General features: G+C 65.5%; 24 protein-coding genes and 1 tRNA gene. 12 read left to right on the plus strand and 13 right to left on the minus strand.

Annotated features, from left to right (window positions below; genetic code table 11):
* Positions 1-19: 19 nt before the first annotated feature.
* Complete coding sequence (locus WI26_RS02395; protein ID WP_059465320.1) at positions 20-889, plus strand: ATP-binding protein; 870 nt, start codon at positions 20-22, stop codon at positions 887-889.
* The gene (locus WI26_RS02400) at positions 886-1329 is read left to right on the plus strand and encodes an NUDIX domain-containing protein (protein ID WP_069225099.1); all 444 of its coding nucleotides are present in this window, start codon (positions 886-888) and stop codon (positions 1327-1329) included. The genes WI26_RS02395 and WI26_RS02400 overlap by 4 nt, the downstream gene beginning before the upstream one ends.
* Positions 1330-1391: 62 nt before the next feature.
* Here WI26_RS02400 and WI26_RS02405 read toward each other — a convergent pair whose 3' ends face one another.
* The 9 genes from WI26_RS02405 to WI26_RS02445 all read right to left on the minus strand — a co-directional run bounded on the left by WI26_RS02405 (position 1392) and on the right by WI26_RS02445 (position 9364).
* Positions 1392-1592: a DNA gyrase inhibitor YacG gene (locus WI26_RS02405; protein ID WP_039317342.1), complete on the minus strand. Its 201-nt coding sequence runs from the start codon at positions 1590-1592 to the stop codon at positions 1392-1394.
* 28 nt (positions 1593-1620) lie between these two features.
* Complete coding sequence (gene zapD, locus WI26_RS02410; protein WP_069225100.1) at positions 1621-2376, minus strand: cell division protein ZapD; 756 nt, start codon at positions 2374-2376, stop codon at positions 1621-1623.
* A gap of 109 nt (positions 2377-2485) precedes the next feature.
* The gene (gene coaE / locus WI26_RS02415) at positions 2486-3094 is read right to left on the minus strand and encodes a dephospho-CoA kinase (RefSeq protein ID WP_059465323.1); all 609 of its coding nucleotides are present in this window, start codon (positions 3092-3094) and stop codon (positions 2486-2488) included.
* A gap of 84 nt (positions 3095-3178) precedes the next feature.
* Positions 3179-4090: a prepilin peptidase gene (locus tag WI26_RS02420; protein ID WP_069225101.1), complete on the minus strand. Its 912-nt coding sequence runs from the start codon at positions 4088-4090 to the stop codon at positions 3179-3181.
* 44 nt (positions 4091-4134) lie between these two features.
* The gene (locus WI26_RS02425; RefSeq protein WP_069226334.1) at positions 4135-5340 is read right to left on the minus strand and encodes a type II secretion system F family protein; all 1206 of its coding nucleotides are present in this window, start codon (positions 5338-5340) and stop codon (positions 4135-4137) included.
* A gap of 5 nt (positions 5341-5345) precedes the next feature.
* Complete coding sequence (locus WI26_RS02430; protein WP_069225102.1) at positions 5346-6623, minus strand: GspE/PulE family protein; 1278 nt, start codon at positions 6621-6623, stop codon at positions 5346-5348.
* An 82-nt stretch (positions 6624-6705) separates the two neighbouring features.
* Positions 6706-7992 carry an HlyC/CorC family transporter gene (locus WI26_RS02435; protein WP_155768728.1) on the minus strand — a complete coding sequence of 429 codons (1287 nt, stop codon included), beginning with the start codon at positions 7990-7992 and terminating at the stop codon, positions 6706-6708.
* A 150-nt stretch (positions 7993-8142) separates the two neighbouring features.
* A tRNA-Pro gene (locus tag WI26_RS02440) sits at positions 8143-8219 on the minus strand.
* 149 nt (positions 8220-8368) lie between these two features.
* Positions 8369-9364 (minus strand): polyprenyl synthetase family protein, encoded by a 996-nt coding sequence (locus tag WI26_RS02445; RefSeq protein WP_069225104.1) that lies wholly within the window; start codon positions 9362-9364, stop codon positions 8369-8371.
* 210 nt (positions 9365-9574) lie between these two features.
* Between WI26_RS02445 and rplU the strand changes: the two genes are divergently transcribed.
* From rplU to proB, 4 genes are all read left to right on the plus strand, one after another.
* The gene (rplU, locus tag WI26_RS02450; RefSeq protein ID WP_006025184.1) at positions 9575-9886 is read left to right on the plus strand and encodes a 50S ribosomal protein L21; all 312 of its coding nucleotides are present in this window, start codon (positions 9575-9577) and stop codon (positions 9884-9886) included.
* 24 nt (positions 9887-9910) lie between these two features.
* Positions 9911-10174 (plus strand): 50S ribosomal protein L27, encoded by a 264-nt coding sequence (rpmA, locus tag WI26_RS02455; RefSeq protein ID WP_006476999.1) that lies wholly within the window; start codon positions 9911-9913, stop codon positions 10172-10174.
* A 187-nt stretch (positions 10175-10361) separates the two neighbouring features.
* Positions 10362-11474, plus strand: coding sequence for an Obg family GTPase CgtA (gene cgtA / locus WI26_RS02460; RefSeq protein WP_069225105.1), 1113 nt, complete (start codon positions 10362-10364; stop codon positions 11472-11474).
* A 90-nt stretch (positions 11475-11564) separates the two neighbouring features.
* Complete coding sequence (gene proB / locus WI26_RS02465) at positions 11565-12683, plus strand: glutamate 5-kinase (RefSeq protein WP_059916332.1); 1119 nt, start codon at positions 11565-11567, stop codon at positions 12681-12683.
* 97 nt (positions 12684-12780) lie between these two features.
* On the opposite strand, the gene WI26_RS02470 is transcribed toward proB, so the two are convergent.
* Both WI26_RS02470 and WI26_RS02475 read right to left on the minus strand, forming a co-directional pair.
* Positions 12781-13338, minus strand: coding sequence for a CNP1-like family protein (locus WI26_RS02470; RefSeq protein WP_059465329.1), 558 nt, complete (start codon positions 13336-13338; stop codon positions 12781-12783).
* A gap of 63 nt (positions 13339-13401) precedes the next feature.
* Positions 13402-14049 carry an RNA pyrophosphohydrolase gene (locus WI26_RS02475; RefSeq protein WP_059510973.1) on the minus strand — a complete coding sequence of 216 codons (648 nt, stop codon included), beginning with the start codon at positions 14047-14049 and terminating at the stop codon, positions 13402-13404.
* Between the two features lie 218 nt (positions 14050-14267).
* Here WI26_RS02475 and WI26_RS02480 point away from each other — a divergent pair, with 218 nt between their 5' ends.
* Both WI26_RS02480 and WI26_RS02485 read left to right on the plus strand, forming a co-directional pair.
* Positions 14268-16004: a proline--tRNA ligase gene (locus WI26_RS02480; protein WP_069225106.1), complete on the plus strand. Its 1737-nt coding sequence runs from the start codon at positions 14268-14270 to the stop codon at positions 16002-16004.
* A gap of 21 nt (positions 16005-16025) precedes the next feature.
* A complete protein-coding gene (locus tag WI26_RS02485) occupies positions 16026-16634 on the plus strand; it encodes a MarC family protein (protein WP_040143346.1) in 609 nt (202 codons plus the stop codon).
* An 85-nt stretch (positions 16635-16719) separates the two neighbouring features.
* Here WI26_RS02485 and WI26_RS02490 read toward each other — a convergent pair whose 3' ends face one another.
* Positions 16720-17271, minus strand: a complete 552-nt coding sequence (locus tag WI26_RS02490) for a hypoxanthine-guanine phosphoribosyltransferase (RefSeq protein ID WP_059465332.1) — start codon at positions 17269-17271, stop codon at positions 16720-16722.
* Positions 17272-17365: 94 nt separating this feature from the next.
* A complete protein-coding gene (gene ffh / locus WI26_RS02495; protein ID WP_069225107.1) occupies positions 17366-18733 on the minus strand; it encodes a signal recognition particle protein in 1368 nt (455 codons plus the stop codon).
* A gap of 89 nt (positions 18734-18822) precedes the next feature.
* Here ffh and WI26_RS02500 point away from each other — a divergent pair, with 89 nt between their 5' ends.
* From WI26_RS02500 to WI26_RS02515, 4 genes are all read left to right on the plus strand, one after another.
* Positions 18823-19716: a cytochrome C assembly family protein gene (locus tag WI26_RS02500; protein WP_059465334.1), complete on the plus strand. Its 894-nt coding sequence runs from the start codon at positions 18823-18825 to the stop codon at positions 19714-19716.
* Between the two features lie 13 nt (positions 19717-19729).
* Entirely contained in the window at positions 19730-20047 is a 318-nt protein-coding gene (locus WI26_RS02505) for a PP0621 family protein (protein ID WP_069225108.1), read from the plus strand.
* Complete coding sequence (ampD, locus tag WI26_RS02510) at positions 20044-20634, plus strand: 1,6-anhydro-N-acetylmuramyl-L-alanine amidase AmpD (protein WP_069225109.1); 591 nt, start codon at positions 20044-20046, stop codon at positions 20632-20634. The genes WI26_RS02505 and ampD overlap by 4 nt, the downstream gene beginning before the upstream one ends.
* Positions 20635-21086: 452 nt before the next feature.
* Positions 21087-24080, plus strand: coding sequence for a ribonucleoside-diphosphate reductase subunit alpha (locus WI26_RS02515; protein ID WP_059538682.1), 2994 nt, complete (start codon positions 21087-21089; stop codon positions 24078-24080).
* Positions 24081-24191: the final 111 nt, after the last annotated feature.

Genomic DNA, 24191 nt, shown 5'->3' on the forward strand with positions numbered 1-24191 from the left:
TCAGGAGCGTTGGGACGACATGGACAAGCTCGAACAGTTTCTGACGCGCGCGGAGGCGCTGCTCGGCCGCCTCGAGGGAATGCTGCCGCCCGCACCGGCGGCCATCGACTGGAACGCCGCCACCGCGTTCCGCTGGCGCAAGCGCCAGGGGCGCGGCTATCTGCAGCCGGTGCCGGCGGCATCGGCGATCACGCTCGACGACCTGCACAACATCGATCGACAGAAAGGGCTGATCGAGCAGAACACGCGACAGTTCGTCCAGCGCAAGCCGGCGAACAACGTACTGCTGACCGGTGCACGCGGCACCGGCAAGTCGTCCCTGATCAAGGCCTGCCTGAACGCATATGCGAAAGACGGCCTGCGCCTGATCGAAGTCGACAAGGACGACCTGCACGATCTCGGCGACATCGTTGATCTGATCTCTCAGCGTCCGGAGCGGTTCATCGTGTTCTGCGACGACCTGTCGTTCGAGGAAGGCGAATCGGGCTACAAGGCACTGAAGGTCGCGCTCGACGGCTCGATCGCCGCGCAGTCCGACAACGTGCTGATCTACGCGACATCGAACCGCCGCCATCTGCTGCCCGAGTACATGAGCGATAACGAGTCGTACAAGCATCTGCCCGACGGCGAGATCCACCCCGGTGAAGTCGTCGAGGAAAAGATCTCGCTGTCGGAGCGCTTCGGCCTGTGGGTCAGCTTCTACCCGTTCAAGCAGGACGACTACCTCGACATCGTCGCGCACTGGCTGCGCCATTTCGGCTGCGCGGACGCCGAGATCGAGACGGCGCGCGGCGACGCGCTCGTCTGGGCGCTCGAGCGCGGTTCGCGTTCGGGACGCGTCGCATGGCAGTTCGCGCGCGACTGGTCGGGTCGCAAGGAGCAGGCATGAGTGCGGATTTCGCGGCGGGCAGCGTGCGCGCGCCTGATGGACGCAAGGTGACAGAGGTCGCGGTCGGCGTGATGGTGCAGGCGGACGGCCGTTACCTGCTCGCGCAGCGGCTGCAGGGCAAGCCGTACGAGGGCTACTGGGAGTTTCCGGGCGGCAAGCTGGAGGCCGGGGAGAGCGTGGAGGACGCGCTGGCGCGCGAGTTGCACGAGGAACTCGGCATCGAAGTTACGGCCTGCCACCGCTGGCACACGCTCGAGCACGATTATCCGCACGCGTATGTGCGCCTCTATTTCTGCAAGGTGACGGGCTGGACGGGCGAGCCGCACAGCAAGGAAGGGCAGGCATTCGTGTGGCAACAACTGCCGGTCGAGGTCGCACCGCTGTTACCGGCGGCGCTGCCGGTGCTGGAGCTGCTGGAGAAGGAGGCGGCGTCGCAATGACGCCGTGGCGGCTCGCCTGAAAGACGGGCCATATCCGCGGGGTGGGCGGAGCCGTGCGCCGCTCAGCTGTCGCGGCGGCCGTCGGTGCCGTCTTCCTCCGACGATGGACCCTCGTCGGAGGACCCGCCGATCCGGTACTTTTCCGCGGCCCATGCGCCGAGGTCGAGCTGCTTGCAGCGGGCCGAACAGAAGGGACGGAACTTGTTTTCAGGCGTCCAGCGCACTTCTGCACCGCACGAAGGACATTTCACAACGGTAGTCATACGAAAGCGTCGAACCGGCACGCGGCCGTTACAGATTGCATAGTGTCAGATGGAACGGAACGTCGATGTCCACCGCGCGCGGCCGCACGTCGCCGTCCTGCATGGTGAACCGTACCCACAGCATGTATTTGTTGGCGCTCGCTTCGGGAATCACGCGCAGCTCCGGGGGCACGCGCACCTGCATCAACTGGTAGGTGCGCCCCGACAGCATCTGCTGGTAGCTGCCCTGCATCGCCATCACTTTCGAAGCCTGGCCTGATTCGCGCGCGAGCCGTAGCACGATCGCAGCGGCGTCGCGCAGCGGCAGCAGCGGCAGGATCCATTTCGCGATGTCCTGGCGCCGCTGTTCCGCGGACCATTGCTGCCACGCATAGTACGACGGCAGGTCGAACTTGCACGTGCCGCCGGGAATCACCGCGCGGCTGCGAATGCTGGCGAGCCACTCGTTGTCGATCAGATGCTGCCCGGTCTTGCCCTGCATCTGCGCAAGATTGGCGAGCGTCTGCTCGATTTCACCGAGCACGACCTCGAGCGCATTCTGTTCGATGCCCGGATTGCCGCGAAAGGGGGCGAGCGTCTGGCGTTGACGTTCGAGCTCCTTCATCAGATCCGATTTCAGGTCCGCGCGGCCTGTGACCTCGGCGATTTCGAACAACGTCGTCAGCGCGACGTGATGTTCACGCGGGTCCTCCTGAGCCAAAAAGAACGCGAAGCGCTCGAACAGGTCTTCGAGGCGCAACAGCGTGCGAATTCGCTCGTTGAACGGATACTCGTAAAGAATCAAGCGCGCTCGCCTCTAGGGTAGGGATTGAAACAATGCAGGACATTCTAATGCTCACTGTCTACCCTAGCAACGCACCAATTTCGTACACCATCACGATCGCGCGCGGCGGTCAGTGCGCGGCAGCCGCGAATGCGAGATAGCGTTGGTGCAGTGCATCGACCTGTGCGGCGAGCGCAGCGGGCGTCGTCGCGTCGTTGACGATCACGTCGTCGGCCGCAGCGAGGCGCGCTTCGCGCGTCGCTTGTCTTGCGATGATCGCTTCGACCTGTTCGCGCGTGAAACCATTGCGCCGCATCACACGTGCTATCTGCGTTTCGACCGGACAGTCGACGACCAGCACGCGATCGCTGCGCGCCTTCCAGTTACCTGACTCCACGAGCAGCGGCACGACGAAGATCACGTAAGGGCCCTGCGCGTCGCGGGCCTCGCGCTCGGTCTCGGCGCGGATCAGCGGATGCGTGATCGCTTCGAGGCGCCGGCGTGCGTCGTCGTCGCTGAAAATGAGTGCGCGCATCTTCGCACGGTCGAGCGAGCCGTCGGCCGCGACGAAGTTCGGTCCGAATGCATGTTCGATCGCCGGCATCGCGAGGCCGGCCGGTGCGGTAATGCGGTGCGCGATCAGGTCGGTATCGACGAGCGATGCGCCGCGTGCGGCGAACATGTCGGCGACGGTCGTCTTGCCGCTGCCGATGCCGCCGGTGAGTCCTATTGAAAACATGCGAGCCTCCGCCGGGCCGTCACGAGGCAGCGAAGCGCCTTCCCGCGACGCAGCGAACATGGCGGCCGCCGGCGGTGCGTCATATCAGCCGCCGAATGCCGAATAGAAAGGGGTGCCGAAAAACAGCGTCGCGACGCCGCCTGCCGCGAGGAACGGGCCGAACGGAATCGGCTCCTCGAAGCGCATGCGTCCGCGCCAAGTCGCGACGAGCCCGACGAGCGCGCCTGTCACCGCGGCGAACAGCACGACCTGCGGCAGCGCGGCCCAGCCCATCCATGCGCCGAGCGCGGCAAGCAGCTTCAGGTCGCCGAATCCGATGCCTTCGATGCCGCGCAACCACTTGAACAGCCAGTAGATCGACCACAGGAACAGGTAGCCGGCCATTGCGCCGACGACGGCCGAACGCAGCGACGTGAACGTGCCACCGAGGTTCAGTGCGAGCCCGGCCCAGAGTAACGGCAGCGTCATCGAATCGGGCAGGTAGCCGGTCCGGATATCGATTGCGCTCATCGCCAGCAAAGCAGCGCACAGACCGAACGAGGCGAGAGCGGCGACGGTCGGGCCGAACGCGGCGAGCGAACCGGCGGCGAGCAGCGCACCGGCGAGTTCGACGAGCGGATAGCGCATGCCGATCGCATGACCGCACTGACGGCAGCGCCCGCGCAACAGCAAGTAGCTGACGAGCGGGATGTTCTCCCACGCACGCAGCACGTGGCCGCAATGCGGACAGGCGCTGCGCGGGCGCCACAGATCGTAGTGCGGCGGATAGCCGTCGTCCGGCGGCGTGCTTGCGCTGCCGGTCGCTTCGGCAATCTCGGCCTGCCAGGCGCGCTGCATCATCACGGGGACCCGGTGCACGACGACGTTCACGAAGCTGCCGACGCACAGGCCGAGCACGACGGCGAACACATACTGCACCGCGGGCGGCAGCATCGCCAGCGCGAGCAGCGTGCTGTCGGGCGAATCGAAAACGGTGATCAGGGGCGCGGACGTCATGGGGCTCGGGTTCGGCATGAAAGACGACAGAATCGGTTGCGATGCTACACCACGTTGCCCAGCTGAAGGATGGGCAGATACATCGCGATTACGAGGCCGCCGACGAGTGCACCCAGCACGATCACGATCAGTGGCTCGCCGAGCGCGGCGAGCGCATCGAGCCGCGCGTCGAGCTGACGCTCGCATAGCGCGGCAATATCGGAGAGCATCGCGTCGAGCGCGCCGGTTTCCTCGGCGACGGCGATCGGCTGCACGACGTCGTCCGGGAAGCATCCCGCCGTGTGCATCGCATCGGCCAGACGCACGCCGCGCAGCACGCGAGACGCAATTTGCGCGGTGGCCTGCTCGAACACCGGATGGCCGGCGGCGCGCTCGAGCGTGATGAACGCATCGGCGAGCGGGACGCCAGCACCGAGCAGCGTTGCAAGCGAGCGGCACCAGCGCGCGGTCGCGAAGCGCGTGAACGCGCCGCCGACGAGCGGCAGGTTCAGCAGATGCCGCGCGACCGTATAGCGCAGCGAAGGCGAGCGCCGCAGCGCGTGGCGCGCGGCAAGTCCCACGGCGCCTGCACCGGCAGCCAACGCGCCGCCCCAGGCCGATGTCGCGGACGAGAGGGCGAGCAGGGCGCGGGTCGGCGCCGGCAGGGCGGCGCCGAAGCCGTCGAAGATCTGCCGGAACGTCGGCACGACCCACACCATCAGCGCGGCAGAGATCGCGAGCGCGAACACGATGACGGCGACCGGGTAGGCGAGGGCGGCACGCAGCTTGCGCCATTGCGCGTCGGCGCGTTCCCGGTGCTCCGCAACGCGGGTCAGCACGGTACCGAGCGCACCCGATGCCTCGCCCACCTCGATCAACTGGCGATACAGCGTGCCGAACTGGGTCGGATAGCGTGCGAGCGCGGCGGCGAAGCGTTGCCCGCCGACGATCTCGCGTGCGAGGCCGGCGGCGATGCGTGGCAGCCCGTCGCGGGTACGGGTGCGGGCGAGCATTTCGAGCGACGGTGCGAGTGGCAGTCCTGCTTGCAGCAGGCTCGCGAGTTGACGCGTGAAGCGCGTGACCTCCCGTGCGCCGGCAGCCGGTGGCCGGGCCGCGCCGCGGATGTCGAGCGACAGCACCGCGACGCCTTCGCGCGCGAGCACTGCGCGTGCGGCGGCTGCATCGAACGCGATGACGTTGCCGCGGCATGGCGTGCCGTCGCGACGACGGCCGCGCCACGCGAAGCGGGTTTCGTTTGTCGGTGCATGCATGGCGGTCACGCGTCAGGTGTCGCGGCCAACGCTTCCGCGATGCTCGTCGTGCCGTCGCGGACGTGCGCGAGCGCCGCGTCGCGCAGACTGCGTACACCCTCGGAGGCCGCGCATTGCGCGAGCGTGCCCACGCTTGCGCGCGCGACGATGTGCTCCGTCATTGCCGATGAAACCGGCATTGTCTGATGCAGGCCGATCCGGCCGCGATAACCGATGCCGTGACAGGCGGCGCAGCCGCGTGCGACGAACGGACGCCATCCGGACTCCAGCGCTGCCGAATCGCAGCCTGCTTCGCGCAGCGCACGTGCCGATGCGTCCGAACGCACGCGGCAGCCGGTGCACAGGCGCCGAACGAGGCGTTGCGCGGTGACGAGGCGCAATGCGGCGGCCAGGTTGTACGGCGCGACGCCGATGTCGAGCAGTCGCGCGACGGCTGTTGGCGCGTCATTCGTATGCAGCGTCGACAGCACGAGGTGCCCGGTCTGCGCGGCCTTGATCGCGACGTCGGCCGTCTCCGCATCGCGAATCTCACCGACCATGATGACGTCCGGGTCCTGCCGCAGCAGCGCGCGCAGCGCAGTGGCGAAAGTGAGTCCGGCTTTTTCGGCCACGCCGACCTGGTTGATGCCGTCTAGCTGAATCTCGGCCGGATCCTCGACCGTGCACACGTTGTGGGCATCGCGGTCGAGCATTTGCAGCGCGCAGTAGAGCGACAGCGTCTTGCCGCTTCCGGTCGGCCCGGTGACGAGCACGAGGCCGTGCGGCGCGCGAATCGCGGCCTCCATCGCCGAGGCCTGCCGCGCGTCGAAGCCGAGGCGCGCGAGCGTGAGGTCGGGCGGCAACATTTCCAGGCGGCGCAACACGAGCTTCTCGCCGAACAGCGTGGGCAGCGAGCTGACGCGATAGTCGCCTCGCATGCCGCCGTCGACCGCAATGCGCAGCCGGCCGTCCTGCGGAAGCCTGCGCTCGGCGATGTCCATGCGGGCGAGCACCTTGATTCGCGTCACGAGTGCATCGCGCAAATGAGCAGGCGGCCGCGCGTGTTCATGCAGGACGCCATCGATGCGCAGGCGGATGCGCCAGCCTGCTTCGGACGGTTCGACGTGGACGTCGGACGCGTCGCGCACGCGGGCGGCGTGCAGCGTGTCGGTCAGCAGCCGTACGGCGGGCGAGTCGTCGAGCTGCGCCGCATCGAGCGACCGTGACGTTTCAGCGGGAGATGCGCCAATGGAGGCGGGCAGCCGCTGTGTGCGCGGCGGTGCCCCGGGAGGTGACAAGTGCATGTGAGCCGGCGCTCGGCCGCCTGTTGATCGTGACCTGCAAATGGTCGCGTATCGCGAGCGGCGCCGACAGTCGGCCGTTTGGCTAGCGCGCGGCGCGTGCGCGCGTGCTGCGTGGCTTGAAGAGCTTGACGGTGCGAACGGCCTGGTCGTCGCTGCGCATGACCTCGAGCATCACGTCACGGATTCTCAGGCACACGTCGCCTTCGGGAATTTCCTCGAGGATCTCGAGGATCAGGCCGTTGAGCGTCTTCGGTCCGTCGGTTGGCAGTTGCAGGTGCAGCCAGCGGTTCAGTTCGCGCAGCGGCATGCTCGCGGCGACGATGCATTCGCCGTTCTGGTCCCAGCCGCCCGCGCGTTCGCCGCGCGGCATCGACGTCGTGAATTCGCCGATCAGCTCCTCGATGATGTCCTCGGGCGTGACGAGCCCCTCGAGTTCGCCATACTCGTTGACGACGAGTGCGGTTCGCTGCCGGCTTTCCTGGAAATACTGGAGCTGCTGAACGACCGGTGTGCCCGACGGCACGTAGTACGGCTCGGCGAGCAGCGTGCGCAACGTTTCGCGATCGAAATCCTGGTTGTGCAGTGCGGTGAGCGTCTTCCTGACGTGCAGCACGCCGAGCACCTTGTCGATGTCTCCTTCATAGACGACCAGGCGGTTGTGATAGCAGGTCTCGAGCTGATGCAGGATGTCGTCGAGCGGCGCGTGGAAGTTGAGCGATTCGATTTGCCGGCGCGGCACCATCACATCGTCGACCGTGATGTTCTCGAGGTCGAACAGGTTGAGCAGGATGCTGCGGTGCTTGGTCGGCATGAAACTGCTCGATTCGAGCACGATCGCGCGCAGCTCGTCGGCCGACATCCGCTGGTCGCGGCCCTTCTTCGTATTGATGCGCAGCACCCAGAGCACGCCGTTCGCAAGCGCGTTGACGAACCACACGACCGGCTTGAACACACGCATCAGCGGCGCGATCACGAGACTGGCGGGCAGCGCGATGCGCTCGGGAAAGGTCGCACCGACGATCTTCGGCGCGATTTCCGCGAATACGATGATCAGGAACGCGACGATGCCGGTCGCGATCGACAGCGCGAGGTTGTTACGGCCGAACGTGTGCAGCGCGAGCGAAGTGGTCAGAACCGGGATGATCGTGTTGAACAGATTGTTGCCGATCAGGATCACGCTGAGCAGCAGGTCGGTGCGGGTGAGAAGACCCTGCGTGGTTTTCGCGCCGAGCACGCCCTGGCCGGCGAGATGCTTCAGCCGATGGCGGTTGAGCGCCATCATCGCGGTCTCGGAAATGGAAAAGAAGCTGGAGCAGAGGAGAAGCAGGAAGACGGCGCCGATTTGCGCCCATAAGGGAATTTGGTCCACGCGTCGGAAGGGGCAGTGAAGGACAGGGATGGAAGGGAATATAGCAGAGGCCGGCGGCCGGGATGTGTCGTGCGCGGCATCGGGGCCGCGCGATCGGGCAAAAGAAAGGCAAAAAAAAACCGTGCACATGGTGCACGGTTTTTTCAAATCTGGTCGGGGTGAGAGGATTCGAACCTCCGGCCTCTACGTCCCGAACGTAGCGCTCTACCAGGCTAAGCTACACCCCGATTTTTGCTCTTCGGACTCTGCCGTCTTCGTGAAGATCGCTGCGTCGTCTCAAGCAAGAACGTAACTATAACGATGTTTTTTCTAAAAGGGAATACCTTGGTGAAGAAATTTTTTCGAGAGAAGGTATCGCGTCCCCTTCGCGTCGCGTTTACGACTGCCGCGACGTCGAGTACGAGCACAGCGCGAGCAGGCTTTCCTTGTAGATCGAATCCGGGAACGCGGCGATCGCGGCCGCAGCGGCCTGTGCTTCCTGGCGCGCGCATTCGAGTGTATGGTCGAGCGCGCCAGAACGCGTGATCGCATCGAAAATCGTATCGAAGCGGTCGGTGCCGCCTTGTTCGATCGCCTCGCGCGCGAGCGCCGACTGTTCGGGCGTGCCGCGTTCGATCAGATAGATGAGCGGCAGCGTCGGTTTGCCTTCGCGCAGATCGTCGCCGGCATTCTTGCCCATCGCTTCGGCCGTGCCCGCGTAGTCGAGCCAGTCGTCCATGATCTGGAATGCGGTGCCGATCCGGCGGCCGTATTCGGCCGCGGCGGCTTCGGTCGGCGCATCGGCGCCGGCGAGCACAGCGCCCAGGCGGGCCGATGCCTCGAACAGCTTTGCCGTCTTGTAGCGGATCACCTGCATGTAGCGCGACTCGTCGACGTCCGCGTCGTGCATGTTCAGAAGCTGAAGCACTTCGCCTTCGGAAATGATCGTCGTTGCTTCCGACAGGATTTCCATCACGCGCATCTTGCCGACACCGACCATCATCTCGAACGAGCGCGAATAGAGGTAGTCGCCTACCAGCACGCTCGCCGCGTTGCCGAACAGCGCGTTGGCCGTCTGGCGGCCGCGCCGCAGTTCGGATTCGTCGACAACATCGTCATGCAGCAGCGTGGCCGTGTGGATGAACTCGACGACGGCGGCCAGCACGTGCCGCTGGTGCGACGTCTCGCCGAGCGCACCGGCGACGAGCAACAGCAGCGCCGGACGCAGCCGCTTGCCGCCCGCACCGATGATGTACTCGGCGATCTGGTTGATCAGCAGCACGTCGGACGCGAGGCTTTGCCGGATAACGCGATTGACCTGCTCCATGTCGCTGGCGATCGGGGAGAGCAGGTGAGCGGCGCTGAGGGTGGGGGAGGCGGTGGACGACGACATGATGATCGAAATGGGTGATGCCGCGGATTATAAGTCGAATCCGCGATATCCCGGTCTGTCGGACGTGCCGGCATGGTGATTTTGGCCGTCCGGCCAGGGCTTGCGCGCGGCAATCGTGGATCGGCTTTGACTTGGGTGCTAACCCCATGTATAATCACGTGTTTTCCGCGCGTGGTGTGCGGAAAAATTGGATCCAGAGTGAGGTTCTCAATGTACGCGGTCATAAAAACCGGCGGCAAGCAGTACAAGGTTGCCGTTGGCGAAAAACTCAAAGTAGAACAGATACCGGCTGACATTGACGCTGAAATCACGCTCGACCAGGTTCTCGCAGTGGGCGAAGGCGAATCGATTAAGTTCGGTACGCCGCTGGTCAGTGGGGCTTCCGTCAAGGCCACCGTTGTGTCGCACGGTCGTCATGCCAAGGTCACCATCTTCAAGATGCGTCGCCGGAAGCACTACCAAAAGCACGGCGGCCACCGCCAGAACTACACTGAGCTGCGCATCGACGCGATCAACGCGTAAGCGCCTCGGTAAAGGAGCAATCAGATGGCACACAAAAAGGCAGGCGGCTCTTCCCGGAACGGCCGCGACTCCGAGTCGAAACGTCTCGGCGTGAAAGTGTACGGCGGCCAGGCAATCAATGCCGGCGGCATCATCGTGCGTCAGCGCGGTACGCGCATGCACGCTGGCGAGAACGTCGGCATGGGCAAGGATCACACCCTGTTCGCGCTGGTCGACGGTCACGTCAAGTTCGCGACCAAGGGCGCGGACAAGAAGCATCTGGTCATCGTTGTCCCGGCGGCTGCCTAAGTTCAGGCACCCACGGGCTTCGTAGCCGAAAGGCCCCGCAGTCTTCGCGGGGCCTTTTTTTATTTGGCCGCCGGGCGCATGTGCGCACCGGCGGCTGTCGCGAAACGACGCGCAATCGGCCGAACGGCAGATTGTTCAAGCGCGCCGGCGCGCGGCACAATAGCGGAAATACTGGTCGGAGTGACGAATGAAGTTCATTGACGAAGCACGAATCGAAGTCATCGCCGGCGACGGAGGCGATGGCAGCGCGTCGATGCGCCGCGAGAAGTTCGTTCCGTTCGGCGGGCCGGATGGCGGCGACGGCGGCCGGGGCGGCAACGTCTACGCGATTGCCGACCGCAACATCAACACGCTGATCGACTATCGTTACGCGAAGAAGCATCTGGCGCGCAACGGCGAAAACGGTCGCGGATCCGATTGCTACGGCAAGGGTGGCGACGACGTTACGTTGCGCATGCCGGTCGGCACGGTCGTGACCGACATGGACACGGGCGAGCTGATCGCCGACCTGACCGAACACGATCAGCAGGTGATGCTCGCGAAGGGCGGCGCAGGCGGTCTCGGCAACCTCCATTTCAAGTCGAGCACGAACCGCGCGCCGCGCCAGAAGACCGACGGCAAGCCGGGCGAACGGCGCATGCTGAGGCTCGAACTGAAGGTACTCGCCGACGTCGGTCTGCTCGGCATGCCGAACGCCGGCAAGTCGACCTTCATCTCGTCGGTGTCGAACGCGAAGCCGAAGATCGCGGACTATCCGTTCACCACGCTCGCGCCGAACCTTGGCGTCGTACGGGTCGGCCCGAGCAAGAGTTTCGTGATCGCCGACATCCCGGGGTTGATCGAGGGCGCCGCCGAAGGGGCGGGCCTCGGCCACCAGTTCCTGCGACATCTTCAGCGCACTGGCGTGCTGCTGCATCTCGTCGATTTGGCTCCGTTCGACGAAAGCGTCGATCCGGTCGCGGAAGCAACCGCGATCGTCGGTGAGCTGCGCAAGTACGACGAGGCGCTCTACGAGAAGCCGCGCTGGCTCGTCCTCAACAAGCTCGACATGGTGCCGGAAGACGAGCGCGAGGCGCGCGTCGCCGATTTCCTCGACCGTTTCGGCTGGGACGGCCCCGTGTTCGAGATTTCGGCACTCACGGGTCAGGGCTGCGAAGCGCTGTGCTATGCGATCTACGACTACCTCGCCGAGCATTCGGACGCCCATCGCGCGGCGGAAGAGGAAGATCTGGCCGCGGACGTGCGGTTCCGCGATGCGCCGCCCGTCGATGGCGGTGCGACGTCCGGCGACGACGTCTGAGCGGGGCCGGAACGCACCGGGCGTCGCGCCCGGTGCCGGAATTTAATCGCGCCCGGCCGGGCAGGCATCAGATACAGGAGACAGCGCACGATGCGTTCGATCATCGCGGATTCGAAGCGATTGGTGGTGAAGGTGGGTTCGAGCCTCGTAACCAACGACGGCAAGGGGCTCGATCATGCTGCGATCGGCCGCTGGGCGGCCCAGATCGCCGCGCTGCGCGCGCAGGGCAAGGAAGTGGTGCTCGTCAGTTCGGGCGCGATTGCTGAGGGGATGCAGCGGCTCGGCTGGAGCAAGCGTCCGCGCGAGATCGACGAACTGCAGGCTGCCGCCGCGGTTGGCCAGATGGGGCTCGCGCAGGTCTATGAAAGCCGCTTTACCGAGCACGATATCCGCACCGCGCAGATCCTGCTGACGCACGCCGACCTTGCCGATCGCGAACGCTATCTGAACGCGCGCTCGACGCTGCTCACGCTGCTGCGGCTCGGTGTCGTGCCGATCATCAACGAGAACGACACGGTCGTCACGGACGAAATCAAGTTCGGCGACAACGACACGCTTGGCGCGCTGGTCGCGAACCTGATCGAAGGCGACGCGTTGATCATCCTGACCGATCAGTCGGGGCTGTTCACGGCCGATCCGCGTAAGGATCCGAACGCAACGCTGGTCGCGGAAGCCAGTGCAGGCGCACCGGAACTCGAGGCGATGGCGGGCGGAGCCGGCTCGAGCCTCGGCCGAGGTGGAATGCTGACGAAGATTCTCGCGGCGAAGCGCGCAGCGCACAGTGGCGCGAATACCGTGATCGCGAGTGGCCGCGAAGCCGACGTGCTGTTGCGGCTGGCGGCGGGCGAGGCGATCGGCACGCAGCTGATCGCGCGCACCGCGCGGATGGCCGCGCGCAAGCAATGGATGGCCGATCATCTGCAGGTGCGCGGGCACGTCGTGATCGATGCCGGTGCGGTCGAGAAGCTGACGGCCGGCGGCAAGAGCCTGTTGCCGATCGGCGTGATCGGCGTGCAGGGCGCATTCGCGCGCGGCGAGGTGATCGCATGCGTCGGCCCCGACGGACGCGAAGTGGCGCGCGGTCTCACGAATTACAGCAGCGCGGAAACGAAGCTGATTCACCGCAAGCCGAGCGGCGAGATCGAGACGGTGCTCGGCTACATGCTGGAACCTGAGCTGATTCACCGCGATAACCTCGTGCTCGTGTAACCATTCGGCCAGAGCGTCGCGAGATATTAAAAAAGCCCGCGTTGTGCGGGCTTTTTGTTGCGACTGGCGGGGCAGGGCCGGTGGCCTGCGTCGCGGGTCAGCGCAGCTGGCTCATCGCGGTGCGGTGGAACCGGATGTTCTCGAGAATCTGCTGGGTCGTGCCCTGCGGCATCTTGTTCGAGCAGAAGTAGTCCTGGTACAGCGCCGAGTGGTACGCATTCAGCTCGCCGTTCTCGATGCGACGCCAGTCGTTCTCGACCGTGCGGTCCCAGCCGTCGTGATCCGAATTCAGGCCTGCATACTGACGCCATTCGTAGGTGTCGCAGCGGATGCCTTCGTAGTTCACGTTGCGTGCGCCGGCCGGGCTCGTGATGACGACCGCATAACGCACGACGCCGTCGGTACCGACAGCGAGCGACTTCGCATCGACGGAGAACTTGAGCGGCGTGTTCTGCGATACGTTGAACGGCAGCAGGTCGCCTGCTTGCGGAAGCGGCGGCAGCGTGTCGACCGGATTTTCCTTCCAGTTGCCTTGGCGGTCCAGCAGGTACACGAACTCGCTGTCGTCCTTGTTGGTCGGCGTCTTCGAATTCGCGCAACCGGCCAGCGTGGCCGCCGCGACAATCGATGCGAGCGCGAGAGCAATCGCTTTCAATATGCATTCCTCGTAAAAAAAGGGCGCGACACAAGGTCGCGCCCGGTCATGCAGTCCGACTCGTCATTTGCCGACGATCTCACGGGGCGGCATCTCGTCGAGCGTGCTCGCCTCCACTTCGATCTCCGAACAAACTACCGATGTGTCGACAATCGTCAGCGTCTGCTGGACCTGCGCACCGATGACGCGCGGATAGCGCGACGGACGCGGCCCACGCGGCTTTTCGGCTCGCTGCGCCGGGCGGCGCAGGAAGCGCGACAGTTCCGTCAGCGCCAACTGATAGACATCCCGCTTGAACTCGATCACCGCATCGAGCGGCACCCAGTACTCGTTCCAGCGCCATGCATCGAACTCCGGGTGATCGGTCGCGCGCAAGCAAATGTCGCAATCGCGTCCGACCATCCGCAGCAGGAACCAGATCTGCTTCTGGCCGCGGTAATGGCCGCGTACTTCGCGTTTGATGAACTTGTCAGGCACCTCGTAACGCAACCAGTCGCGGGTGCGGCCGATTATCTTGACGTGTTCCGGGTGCAGGCCGGTCTCCTCGTGCAGTTCCCGGTACATCGCCTGCATGGGGGTCTCGCCGTACTTGATCCCACCTTGAGGAAACTGCCAGGAATGCTCGCGGAGCCGCTTGCCCCAAAACACCTCGTTGCGCGCGTTCAAGAGGATGATGCCGACGTTCGGGCGAAAGCCTTCACGATCCAGCATACAACCACCTTCGAATCCTTTAAAATTGCTTTGATTATAAACAGATAACGGGCGCTGCGCACCGTGACGGAGCGAATCCGCGCGCGGGGCACCGGCTGATTCGTCCCTGATTTGTCTGCTACGTCATCTGCGCCATCGTCGTTCGTCGCGCGCAGCTTTTTCACCTTGAAACTTTTTCGGGCGCCCCGCCTGGGGGCGCCGTATTTGGAACCGTCCGCATGAAAGCTTCCCGTTTCTTTATCGGCACCCTCAAAGAAGCACCGGCCGACGCAGAGATCGTCAGCCACAAGCTGATGGTGCGCGCCGGCATGATCCGTCGCGTCGCCGGCGGCATCTACAACTACCTGCCGATCGGTCTGCGTTCGATTCGCAAGGTCGAAGCGATCGTGCGCGAGGAAATGAACCGGGCAGGCGCCATCGAGCTGCTGATGCCGGCCGTGCAACCGGCCGAGCTGTGGCAGGAATCGGGCCGCTGGGAACAGTACGGCCCCGAGCTGCTGCGCTTCAAGGACCGCAAGGACAACGACTTCGTGATCGGGCCGACGCACGAGGAAGTCATCACCGACATCGCGCGCAACCAGATCAAGAGCTACCGGCAGATGCCGGTGAACTTCTATCAGATTCAGACGAAGTTCCGCGACGAGATTCGTCCGCGCTTCGGCGTGATGCGCGGCCGCGAATTCATCATGAAGGACGCGTATTCGTTCGACAAGGACGCGGCCGGCCTGAACGAGTCGTATCGCAAGATGTATGACGCATACGTGCGCATCTTCACGCGCCTCGGCCTCGAGTTCCGCGCGGTCGCAGCCGACAGCGGCTCGATCGGCGGCAACTTCTCGCACGAGTTCCACGTGATCGCCGACACCGGCGAGGACGCGATCGCCTATTGTCCGACGTCCGAGTTCGCGGCGAACATCGAGGCGGCCGAAGCGCTGCCGCTGATCGCCCAGCGCGCGGCGCCGGCCGAAGCGATGGAAAAGGTCGCGACGCCCGGCAAGGCGAAGTGCGAAGCCGTCGCCGAATTGCTGGAGATCCCGCTCGAGCGCACGATCAAGTCGATCGTGCTGGCCACCGACAACGAAGGTGCCGAGCCGACCATCTGGCTCGTGATGCTGCGCGGCGACCACGACCTGAACGAGATCAAGGTGTCGAAGCTGCCGGGGCTGAAGAACCACCGCTTCGCGACCGAACAGGAAATCGTCGAGTGGTTCGGCACGCCGCCGGGCTATCTCGGCCCGGTCGGCACGAAGAAGCCGGTGAAGGTGATCGCCGATCGCACGGTTGCGAACATGAGCGATTTCGTCGTCGGCGCGAACGAGGTCGACTATCACATCGCGGGCGTGAACTGGGGCCGCGACCTTCCGGAGCCGGAAGTCGCCGACGTGCGCAATGTGAAGAAGGGCGATCCGTCGCCGGACGGCAAGGGCGAGATCGACATCTGCCGCGGCATCGAAGTCGGCCACGTGTTCCAGCTCGGCACCAAGTACTCGGAAGCGATGGGGGCGACGTTCCTCGACGAATCGGGCAAGCCGCAGCCGATGCTGATGGGCTGCTACGGCGTCGGCGTCACGCGCATTCTCGGCGCGGCCATCGAGCAGAACTTCGACGAGAAGGGCATCATCTGGCCCGAGTCGATCGCCCCGTTCGAGGTCGTGCTGTGCCCGATGGGCTACGATCGCAGCGACATGGTCCGCGAGGCCGCCGACAAGCTGTACGCAGACCTGACCGCCGCCGGCGTCGACGTAATCCTCGACGATCGCGGCGAGCGCCCGGGCGTGATGTTCGCCGACTGGGAACTGATCGGCGTGCCGCATCGCCTGGTGATCGGCGAGCGCGGCCTGAAGGAAGGCAAGATCGAGTACCAGGGCCGCCGCGACGCCGAAGCGACGCTGCTGCCGGCCGATGCGGCCGCGGCGACGGTGACGGAGAAGATCCGCGCCGCGCTCGCGCGCTAAGCGCTACAACCGGGGGACACGGTGGAATACACCTTCCTGTCGGCCACCGTGCTCCTCGTGCTGATCACGGATCCGCTCGGCAACATCCCGCTGTTCATCACGGCGATGCGGGATGTGCCGCGCGAGCGGCGCGTGAAGCTGATCCTGCGTGAAGTGGGGATCGCGTTCGTGATCCTGCTCTTCTTCATGGTGGTCGGCGACCGCTTCCTGCGGATGATGAGCCTCACCGACCTGTCGCTGCGGCTCGGCGGCGGGATCGTGCTGTTCCTGATCGCGCTGCGGATGATCTTCCCGCATCCGGATGGCGCGCTCGGCAGCGATCCGCGCGCGGGCGGGGAGCCTTTCATCGTGCCGCTCGCGATTCCGGCGCTCGCCGGGCCGTCCGCGCTCGCGACGGTGATGCTGCTGACGTCGCAGGCGCCAGGCAAGATGTTCGAGTGGGTCGGCGCGCTGACGGTCACGATGATCGTCTGCGCGATCACACTGGTGCTGGCTGAAAGGATTCAGGCGTGGCTCGGCGAGCGGACCGTCGCCGCATTCGAGCGGCTGATGGGCCTCGTGCTTGTCGCGATCTCGGTCGAGATGCTGCTGGCCGGTATTCGCGCGTTCGTGCACCAGTTGCAGCCGTAGCGCGGACGGTGTGGTCGACGAAAAAAAGCGGCGCTCCGGGAAACCGGAGCGCCGCTTTCTGTTTATATAGCGGGCAGGGCGGCGATCAGACGTTCGCGGTCAGTGCACGGATCGTCGGCAGGTTGCGCCAGTAGCCCTTTGCGTCCATCCCGCAGCCGAACACATAGCGGTCCGGCACCGAGAAGCCGCAGAAGTCGGGGTGCAGCGGTTTCGCCTTCGCGAGCGTCTTCTCGCACAGCACGGCGGACATGAAGCGCTTCGCACCCATGTCGAGGATGCGGTCGCGGATCGCGGCCATCGTCTCGCCTTCGTCGAGGATGTCGTCGAGCACGAGCACGATACGGTCTTTCACCGATTCGCGCGGCGCGACGCGCCAGTGCATCTCCGGGCTGCCCTGCGTCGTGTTGCGGTAGCGGGTCAGGTGGATGTAGTCGAACTCGAGCGGGAAATCGAGGTGCGGCAGCAGCATCCCGGTAAACACCGCGGCGCCGCCCATCACCGAGAGAACGAGCGGGAACGCGTCGCCGATGTCGGCGCGGATCGCGTCGGCCATCCGGGCGATCGATGCGTTGACGGCATCGGCCGAGACGATCTCTTCGGAGTGGTCGAAAATGTGGAGGGCTTCTTCGCGGTTCATGTGTTCTGGCGGGCAGTCGGTATACAAATAAGGATGAGGCAGAACGGCCGGCGCGCGCTACGGCAAAAACCCGCGCGCCGGCCGACGGGCGGAATCAGCGCATGCCGGGCATCATGCCCTTCAGGCCGCGCATCATCTTCTGCATGTTGCCGCCCTTCAGCTTCTTCATCATCGTACGCATCTGGTCGTACTGGTTCAGCATCCGGTTGACTTCCTGCACCGGCACGCCCGCGCCGGCTGCGATGCGGCGCTTGCGCGTCGCCTTGATGATTTCGGGTTTCGCGCGCTCGGCGGGCGTCATCGAGCTGATGATCCCTTCCATGCGGCGGATCTGCTTCTCGGCCTGGCCCATGTCGGCGCCGGCCGCCGCCTGCTGGAACTGCGCGGGCAGCTTGTCCATCAGCGACGACAGGCCGCCCATGTTCTTCATCTGCGAGATCTGCGCGCGGAAATCGTTGAGGTCGAAGTCGCCGCCCTTCTTGACCTTGTCGGCAAGCTTCTGCGCGGCCTGCACGTCGACGCCGCGCTGGGCCTCCTCGACGAGCGCGAGGATGTCGCCCATGCCGAGGATCCGGTTCGCCATCCGGTCAGGGTGGAACACCTCGAGGCCGTCGAGCTTCTCGGCGACGCCGACGAACTTGATCGGCTTGCCCGTGATGTGGCGCACCGACAGCGCGGCACCGCCGCGCGAGTCGCCATCGAGCTTGGTCAGCACGACGCCGGTGAGCGGCAGCGTGTCGTTGAACGCCTTTGCGGTGTTGACCGCATCCTGGCCGAGCATCGCATCGACGACGAACAGCGTTTCGGCCGGTTTCAGCGTGCCGTGCAGCGCGGCGATTTCCTGCATCATCGCCTCGTCGATACCGAGGCGGCCGGCCGTGTCGACGATCAGCACGTCATGGTAGTGGCGCTTCGCCCAGTCGACGGCCGCGAGTGCGATGTCGACGGGCTTCTGGTCCGGCGTCGACGGGAAGAAGTCGGCGCCGACCTGTTCGCTCACCGTTTTCAGCTGCATGATCGCGGCCGGGCGATACACGTCGCACGACACCGTCAGCACCTTCTTCTTGTACTTCTCGCGCAGCAGCTTCGCGAGCTTGCCGGCGGTCGTCGTCTTGCCGGCGCCCTGCAGGCCGGCCATCAGGATCACCGCGGGCGGCGTGACCGCGAGGTTCAGCTCGGCGGCCTTGCCTTCGTAGTTGCCGCCGATCACGGCGGTCAGTTCCTTCTGGACCACGCCGACGAGCGCCTGGCCCGGCGACAGGCTGCTGATCACTTCCTCGCCGAGCGCCTTTTCCTTGACCTTGGCGATGAATTCGCGGACGACGGGCAGCGCGACGTCGGCTTCCAGCAGCGCGAGACGCACCTCGCGGAGCATCTCCTGGGTGTTCGCCTCGGTAAGCCGGGCCTCGCCGCGCAGCGTCTTGACGACGCGCGCCATCCGTTGAGTGAGATTGTCGAGCATGGGGAGCGATGGACAGTGGGGCCCGAAGGCGCAACGGAACCGTACAAAGGGAGCCGTCGCGGGAAGGGGGCCTAGTGTAAACTTCGAACATGGATATTGTACTGTATGCCCTCACCGCATTCCTGTACGGCGGCCTCGCCGTCGCAGGCTGGCGCACGCACCGCCAGGGCGCGACCTCGCTCGTCGCGAGCGTGCCGGCCGTGCCGGTTCCGGCGTCCGCCGCGTCGGGGATGAGCGGGGCCGGCCGCGCGCTGCTGTTCGCGGCGCTCGTCGCGCACGGCGTGCTGCTGCACATGACGATTTTTCCGCACGACGCGATGATCTTCGGCTTCGCGTTCGCGCTGTCCGCGATGTTCTGGCTCGGCGCCGGCATCTACTGGATCGAGAGCTTCTTCTTCCCGCTCGACAGCCTGCGCCTGCTGGTGCTGCCGCTCGCGTGCGGCGCATCGCTGCTGCCGCTCGTGTTCGGCGGTGTGCGGGTGCTGCCTTATGCCGCAGCGCCGCTGTTCAAGATGCACTTCCTGATCGCGAACATCGCGTATGGCCTGTTCGCGATCGCCGCGCTGCACGCGGTCCTGATGCTGATGGTGGAGCGGCGCCTGCAGTCGCTGAGGAGCGGCGGGCGCGACGGGTCGACCGGCTGGATCGCGAGCTGGCTCGAAACGCTGCCCCCGCTGCTCACGCTGGAGAAGCTGCTGTTCCGCCTGATCGGCGCCGGCTTCGTGCTGCTGACGCTCACGCTCGCGTCGGGAATCCTGTTCAGCGAGCAAGTCGATGCGCGCGCGCTGCGGCTCGATCACAAGACCGTGTTCGCGGTGCTGTCGTGGCTGATGTTCGGCGGCCTGCTGGTCGCCCGCAAGACGTCGGGCTGGCGCGGGCGCGGCGCCGCGCGCTGGGTGCTCGTGTCGTTTGCCGCGCTGCTGCTCGCGTATGTCGGCAGCCGGTTCGTTTTCGAGGTGCTGCTGCACCGCTCCGTGGTTTGAACGCAGGTCTCAGATGCGACAGATTCTTCTCCTGATTCTTCTCTTCTTCGCGGGTTCGTGGCTCACGCGCAAGCTGCGCCAGGCCCAGGAGCACGCGCAGGCGCGCACCGGCCGCGGTGGCGGCTTCGACGGCGCACCCGGTTCCGGCAGCGCCGGGACGGCACGCCCGAACGGCGATGCGCGCTCGCTGCCCGAACCGATGGTGCGCTGCGCAGAATGCGGCGTGCATGCACCGAAGGGCGACGCCGTAGTCGCGGGCGGCGAATACTTCTGCAGCATCGAGCACGCGCAGCGACACGGCGCTCACGCGAGCGGCTACGACGCCCGATGAGCGACGCAGCGCTGCTGTCGGTCGACGCGCGCGGCTGGGTGCGCGAAGCGCGCCACGCGCCGTCGCCGAATTTCGAGGCGCGGCCCGCGGGCGCGGTGCCGACGCTCGTCGTCGTCCACAACATCAGCCTGCCGCCCGGCGAGTTCGGCGGCGATGCGATCGAGGCGCTGTTCCTGAATCGCCTCGATTGCGATGCGCACCCTTATTACCGGAGCCATCTGCGCGGCGTGCGCGTGTCCGCGCACTTCCTGATCCGTCGCGACGGCGAGCTCGTGCAGTTCGTGTCGTGCGACGAGCGCGCCTGGCACGCGGGCGCATCCGAGTTCTTCGGCCGGCCGCGCTGCAACGACTTCTCGATTGGCATCGAGCTCGAAGGCGCGGACGACGTGCCGTTCGACGCGGCCCAGTACGCGACGCTCGGCGTGCTCGCTCGCACGCTCGCCGCGCGCTACCCGATCGATGCGGTGGCCGGGCATTCCGACGTCGCGCCGGGCCGAAAGACCGACCCGGGTCCGCACTTCGATTGGCAACGCTTCGCACGCGATGCCGGCTTTTCCGCCGAATACTTTCCTTTCCGTCAGCACTGAGCGCAGGGTTTTTTGGACGGGGAAAGTTTTTTCTCCGACCAATGCCTTGCCGTGTCTGCGCGCGAGCGATGTCAAGACCTCCACCGCAAATTATCCGTTTTGACCTCGCTCGAATGTCCACTATACTTGGTGCCAGTTGAGCGGTTCTGTACTAGATATAGTGTGTGTCGCAGGGGAAACCCGAGCGGCGCCGGCCGGCGGGCAACGCCGGCGGACAGGGTTCTCAGGGCGGCGCGCCAGGCCGGGCGGTCCGGGCGTCGCGATCAAGCGCAGCGAACTTCGACGGGGCAGGGTACACATGACGAAGCACACGACCGGGACGGTTGTCGCGCATCGACCGAACCGGCTTCCCCGACGCATCGCTCGCCTCTTACCGCTCGCGCACTCCATTGCGCAGCGTTCGTTTTAATCCGCGGTTCTCTCCGCACCATCCAACACCAGGAGCTTTGCACATGCAAACCACCGACAACGCGACGTCCCAGTACGAGAGCGCCTCGAGCCGTCCGCTCGGCGGGACCGAACAGGGCGCGCAGGCGCTCGCGCCGCAGGCCACGTTCGCCGACTACAAGGTGATCCGCCGTAACGGCAGCGTGGTGTCGTTCGAGCCTTCGAAGATCGCGATTGCGGTGACCAAGGCTTTCCTGGCCGTCAACGGCGGGCAGGGCGCGGCATCGGCGCGCGTGCGCGAACTCGTCGAGCAACTGACGCACAACGTCGTGCGCGCGCTCGTGCGCAGCCGTCCGAACGGCGGTACGTTCCACATCGAAGACATCCAGGACCAGGTCGAACTCGCGCTGATGCGCGGCGGCGAACACAACGTCGCGCGTGCGTACGTGCTGTATCGCGAGAAGCGTCACCTCGAGCGTCAGCATGCGGGCGAGGAAGCAGCGGCCGCGGGCGGCGAGTCGAGCACCGGCATCAACGTCGTCGACAACGGCGTCACGCGTCCGCTCGACCTGAATGCGCTGCGCGCGCTGATCGTGTCGGCGTGCGACGGCCTCGGCACCGCGGTTAACCCTGACCCGATCGTCGCGGAAACGGTGAAGAACCTGTACGACGGCGTGCCGATGAGCCAGGTCTACGACTCGGCGATCCTCGCAGCACGCACGATGATCGAAAAGGATCCGGCGTACAGCCAGGTCACGGCCCGCATCCTGTTGCACACGATCCGTCGCGAGATCCTCGGCGAGGAAGTGGTTCAGGCCGAGATGTCGGCCCGCTACGCCGAATACTTCCCGCAGTTCCTGAAGCGCGGCGTCGACGCCGGCCTGCTCGACGACAAGCTGCTGCAGTTCGACCTGAAGCGTCTGGGCGAAGCACTCGACGCGAACCGCGACCTGCAATTCGGCTACCTCGGCCTGCAGACGCTGTATGACCGCTACTTCCTGCACGTCGACGGCTCCCGCATCGAAATGCCGCAGGCGTTCTTCATGCGCGTCGCGATGGGCCTGTCGCTGAACGAGATCGACCGCGAAACGCGCGCGATCGAGTTCTACAACGTGCTGTCGAGCTTCGACTTCATGAGTTCGACGCCGACGCTGTTCAACTCGGGCACCCACCGCTCGCAGCTGTCGTCGTGCTACCTGACGACGGTCGCAGACGATCTCGACGGCATCTATGAAGCGCTGAAGGAAAACGCGCTGCTGTCGAAGTTCGCCGGCGGTCTCGGCAACGACTGGACCCGCGTGCGCGCACTCGGCTCGCATATCAAGGGCACGAACGGCAAGTCGCAAGGCGTGGTCCCGTTCCTGAAGGTCGTCAACGACACGGCCGTCGCGGTCAACCAGGGCGGCAAACGCAAGGGCGCGGTGTGCGCGTACCTGGAATCGTGGCACCTCGACATCGAGGAGTTCCTCGAGCTGCGCAAGAACACCGGCGACGACCGCCGCCGTACGCACGACATGAACACGGCGAACTGGATTCCCGACCTGTTCATGAAGCGCGTGATGGAGGGCGGTGACTGGACGTTGTTCTCGCCGTCGACCTGCCCGGACCTGCACGACAAGTTCGGCGCGGAGTTCGAGAAGGCTTACACGGCTTACGAAGACAAGGTCGCGCGCGGCGAGATCAAGCTGTTCAAGAAGATCCCCGCGCAGCAACTCTGGCGCAAGATGCTCGGCATGCTGTTCGAAACCGGCCATCCGTGGATCACGTTCAAGGATCCGTGCAACGTGCGCTCGCCGCAGCAGCATGTCGGCGTCGTCCACTCGTCGAACCTGTGCACGGAAATCACGCTGAACACGAGCGACACCGAAATCGCGGTGTGCAACCTGGGCTCGGTGAACCTCGTCGCTCACCTGGTGAAGCAGGCCGACGGCAGCTACGCGCTCGACCACGACAAGCTGAAGCGCACGATCAGCGTCGCGATGCGCATGCTCGACAACGTGATCGACATCAACTACTACGCGGTGCCGAAGGCGCGTAACTCGAACCTGAAGCACCGTCCGGTCGGCATGGGCATCATGGGCTTCCAGGACTGCCTGCATCTGCTGCGCACGCCGTACGCGTCGGAAGCGGCCGTCGAGTTCGCCGATCGTTCGATGGAAGCGGTCTGCTACTACGCGTACTACGCGTCGACGGAACTGGCCGAGGAACGCGGCCGCTACTCGAGCTACCGCGGCTCGCTGTGGGATCGCGGCATCCTCCCGCAGGACACGCTGAAGCTGCTGACGGAAGCGCGCGGTGGCTACGTCGAGGTCGACACGTCCGAGTCGCTCGACTGGACGACGCTGCGTTCGCGGATCGCCGCGCACGGCATGCGCAACTCGAACTGCGTCGCGATCGCGCCGACGGCGACGATCTCGAACATCATCGGCGTGTCGGCATGCATCGAGCCGACCTTCCAGAACCTGTACGTGAAGTCGAACCTCTCGGGCGAATTCACGGTGGTCAACGAGTACCTCGTTCGCGACCTGAAGGAACGCGGCCTGTGGGACGAAGTGATGGTCGCCGACCTGAAGTACTTCGACGGCATGCTGTCGCGCATCGACCGCATCCCGGCCGACCTGCGCGCGATCTACGCGACCGCGTTCGAAGTCGACCCGACGTGGCTGGTCGAAGCGGCGTCGCGTCGTCAGAAGTGGATCGACCAGGCGCAGTCGCTGAACATCTACATGGGCGGCGCGTCGGGCAAGAAGCTCGACGAGGTCTACAAGCTCGCATGGCTGCGCGGTCTGAAGACGACCTACTACCTCCGCACGATGGCGGCGACGCACGTCGAGAAGTCGACGGTCGCACACGGCGCGCTGAACGCAGTGCCGACGGGCGGCTCGAGCAGCGGCGGCGCGCAAGGCGCGGCAGGCGGCTTCGGTGCGGCAGGCGGCGCAGCGTCGTCGTCGGGTGCACTCGACGCAGCACCGGCACTCGCGCCGGTCGAAGCAGACGGTCCGGTGTGCACGATGCGTCCGGGCGATCCGGGCTTCGACGAGTGCGAAGCCTGCCAGTAACGCGGCGCGCATGACCGGAAGAAGGTTCGGGCGGCGCGCACGGCAACCGATCGAGGTTGAAGTGTGCGCCGCTCTCTACTAAAAAAATGATAAGGAATCTGTAACGCGGCA

It is taken from the genome of Burkholderia diffusa (assembly GCF_001718315.1).
Taxonomy (GTDB): Bacteria; Pseudomonadota; Gammaproteobacteria; order Burkholderiales; family Burkholderiaceae; genus Burkholderia; species Burkholderia diffusa_B.